At 42.4% G+C, this 3,532-nt stretch carries 4 protein-coding genes; all 4 read right to left on the bottom strand.

The window, feature by feature from the left end; all coding sequences use genetic code 11:
- A partial coding sequence (gene ccsA / locus AB4653_RS21480; RefSeq protein WP_372105298.1) for a cytochrome c biogenesis protein CcsA occupies positions 1 to 693 on the bottom strand: 693 nt, incomplete at its 3' end.
- 128 nt (positions 694 to 821) lie between these two features.
- Positions 822 to 1,796, bottom strand: coding sequence for a cytochrome c nitrite reductase subunit NrfD (gene nrfD, locus AB4653_RS21485; RefSeq protein ID WP_102258305.1), 975 nt, complete (start codon positions 1,794 to 1,796; stop codon positions 822 to 824).
- A gap of 2 nt (positions 1,797 to 1,798) precedes the next feature.
- Positions 1,799 to 2,485 (bottom strand): cytochrome c nitrite reductase Fe-S protein, encoded by a 687-nt coding sequence (gene nrfC / locus AB4653_RS21490; RefSeq protein WP_009848842.1) that lies wholly within the window; start codon positions 2,483 to 2,485, stop codon positions 1,799 to 1,801.
- 3 nt (positions 2,486 to 2,488) lie between these two features.
- Positions 2,489 to 3,073, bottom strand: coding sequence for a cytochrome c nitrite reductase pentaheme subunit (gene nrfB / locus AB4653_RS21495; RefSeq protein WP_009848843.1), 585 nt, complete (start codon positions 3,071 to 3,073; stop codon positions 2,489 to 2,491).
- Between the last annotated feature and the right edge of the window lie 459 nt (positions 3,074 to 3,532).

Below are 3,532 nucleotides of genomic sequence, written 5' to 3' on the forward strand. Positions count from 1 at the left end.
TTCGTAATACGCCCACCAAGAGCCAAGAATGATCCCTGCGGTTAAAAAAATCCAAGCGACTAGACACCAACTGCGACAATGGGCAACCCAATCAAACTCAATAGGATCAACCAGCAAAGCGGCAACGGCAAATGCCAGCACCACAGAAAAGCCGACATAGCCAAGGTAAAGTAATGGAGGGTGAAAGATCAGACCGACATCTTGCAACATTGGATTAAGGTCACGCCCTTCTAACGGCAAAATCGAATTCATTTCAAATGGGTTTGATGCGAATAAGGTGAACCAAGCAAATATCGCGAGCAGTAGATTCATTACCCACAACACACGGCTTTGGTATTCATTCGAATAGTGTTTTTGTAAGGCAATAACGCCAGACCAGACGCTGATCGTCAGTACCCAAAACAACAAGGAACCTTCATGGCCTGCCCATACGGCTGCAAGCTTAAAAAATGAGGGTAATTGAGTATTTGAATGTTCAGCGACATAGAGGATAGAGAAGTCATCACTGACAAAGGCATAGCCAAGCAATGCGACAGAAGTGACAGAAAACAATGCACTTGAAAGAGAGAAACTGCGGACTAAACTTATATTTTGCGTCCGTTTGTTTAGCATTTGATAAAACGAATGCACACCAATAATGCTACTGAGTACAGCAACCAACACTAAACTAAACAGCCCCAAAGAACCGACCATATCACCTCAATAAGGCTCCGCTAGAGCAGAGCCGATCTGAACACGCATCTCATGTTTACTAAAAGCATGTTCATTAATAAGCAGATGTCTAGTATCCGACATCTGCTCACTAATAAACTTGCGCGAAATTAAGCTATCGTTAACTGCCCTGCATAAAGAACAAAAGTTCGCAGCATTAATACGCCCATTAGGCTTAGCGAAGTCACGGAGAAAATATACACCGAGCTATGGCGGATTGATGTTGGTGTGACGGCATTCAACAACAACGGTAAAACCATACCAACACCGATGACGCCATACCAGAACCAACTCGCCCAGAAACCACTGCCAATTGCGTTCCATACTGCTTGTTCACTTTGACCACCAGCGAAGATCAGCCCAGTAAAGAAAGTGATAAGAACAAACAACTCAAACATCACTACCGGGCGTTCAAATCCGTGGATCCATGAAATACTCGGGCTATGAGGTGATTCTTTAAAGACCAACACACCAAATAAAATACACGCCGCCGCACCCGAAGATAAACTCGAGAACAAGAACAAAATCGGCAGTACTGGGTTATTCAATAGTGGGAAGGTATTTAAAGCTGACAGCAAGAATCCGGTATAAGCGGCAAGCATCAAAGCAAGAACAGCTAAGAATATTTCCAAAGCATTCTCGAACACTTCTAATTTGCCAATCCAGTTCCCGACAAAGTCGAGTCGCCCTTTTAACCATGTTTGGTCACTCAAGAACACGACAATTTGATCTCTAAATATAATGCCGATCCAAAGGAACAAGATCACCATATACACTTGGAATAAGATCACACCCATCGACATCACAGACGTTGGATTATAGAAGATCATGATCTTCCAAAATGACAGTGGTTTTGTCAGGTGGAAAACCAAGATCAGCAAGCCTGAGATGATCCCAAATGGCGCAAGAAAAGCTGTCGCCTTTAACACACCATTATGAGCAGGATCGCCTTCAATAACCTTGCGCTTAAGGTAAATGGAGATCATTACGGCACCCGCCGACATCCCCGCGAGAAATAGATAGATTGCTATAATCCAGTCCCATACCACGGTACCAGACTGAAAAGCTGCGTCCCATGCACTCATAATCAAATCTCCCCTTTTTGGTGTGGCACTTTATAGAGTTTTGGTTGAGTGCCTAGATAGGCTTTATCTCTGTAAACCACCTCGGATTGAAGTACTTGGTTTATCTCACTCTTAGGGTCATTTAAATCGCCGAATGTCAGCGCTTTAGTTGGGCAAGATTCGACACAAGCAGGCAACTTCCCTTGTGCTAGATTGGTATCACGACAGAAGTTACATTTATCGGCTGACTTGTTCTCTGGATGGAAAAAGCGCACTTGATATGGACACGCTAACAAACAGTAACCACAACCGACACACTTCTCTTTGTGGACATCCACAATGCCCGTTTTTTCATCTTTGTAGGCAGCCCCTGTTGGGCAAACCATCACACACGGCGCGTTATCACAATGTTGGCAAGAGTTACGAGTAAAACGGTAATCAACATTTGGATATTCGCCTTGGGGTTCGCTCTTAATAATTTCTAAGCGCGACACGCCTTCAGGTACTTTATTCACTTCACGACACGCTTCTGTACAAGCAGTACAACCAATACACGCGGTTTCGTCATGAATCATTCCATAACGTTTAGCACCATCTTCTTGAACATTGGCCAACGTTTTACGACTTGTCACCGCCGCAGTTCCCGCGACACCCGTGGTAAAAATAACGGCACCAGCGCCTGCTAAAAAGTTTCTTCTTGAGCAGCTCATAGATTACTCCCCTTCTTTCTTCTGGTTGAAGTCTGAATGGCAATCCACACACAGCTTAATGGTTTGCTTTTTATCTAAGCCCAACACCTTTGCTTCAGTCGCATGAACATCATGGCAGTTTGAACACGTTAAGTTTTGCGCGTGAACATCGTGGGTCCAGCTAGCTTCACGCAGATCATCAGGTTTGTGACAATCGATACATTGGCTATTGGCATCCAAAATTAAGCTAGGATCGAGGAAAACCTTTTCGGTTCCTGGTTGTGATTGAGCCGCGCGATACTTCACCACTTCTGGTGCACCTTCACGGTGATCGGGGCTAATTGAACTATGACAATCGGTACAATTTACTTCACGGCCAAGTAAAGCGTGTGCACTTTCACCATGTGAACCCAATACCGTTTCTTTTGAATCTTTATGGCATTGAACACACTTGTAGTCTTTGTCGCGGATTAATTCGACTTCATGTCTTGTTGATTCTCCTACTGGCGTAACAGCAGGCTCAGCAACAGCATGAATGGAATAACCATAGAGGCAGAATGCTAGAAGGGATTTAAGCATTATGACTATGGCCAATTTAATATTGCCCATTTTATCCTTTCCTTATACCGGCATTATTTAACTCTCAACTAAATAATATTCCGGTTAAACAAAAGTACCCTTAAACGATATTATTACCGCTTAAATGATATCAATTCTTATTTTGGATAAGCCACAACGCTTTCTATAGTTAGAATATACCTCTAATTAGGTAATACGAAATTTGGATAGGTTAATCTGTGAACGCAATCACCCTATTTATACCATGGTCAATCTAGGTAATTGATTGTTATATATGATAATAATTCTCAATTAAATTTTAATACCACTAACCACCAATACCTCTTTAGGGGTATATAAACTTCAACGTGATTGAAGTCACTACCGTTAATTGATCTAAGACAAGCTATATCCAACACGTAACAAAATGTGTTTGTTTATGAATTAATATAAACAGGAATTCTCCAGTTCTTAATTTGAATAGCAAACTCACAACGCTTGGTATAAGAA

The sequence above is a fragment of the Vibrio sp. 10N.222.48.A3 genome (assembly GCF_041475345.1).
Classification (GTDB): domain Bacteria; phylum Pseudomonadota; class Gammaproteobacteria; order Enterobacterales; family Vibrionaceae; genus Vibrio; species Vibrio tasmaniensis_A.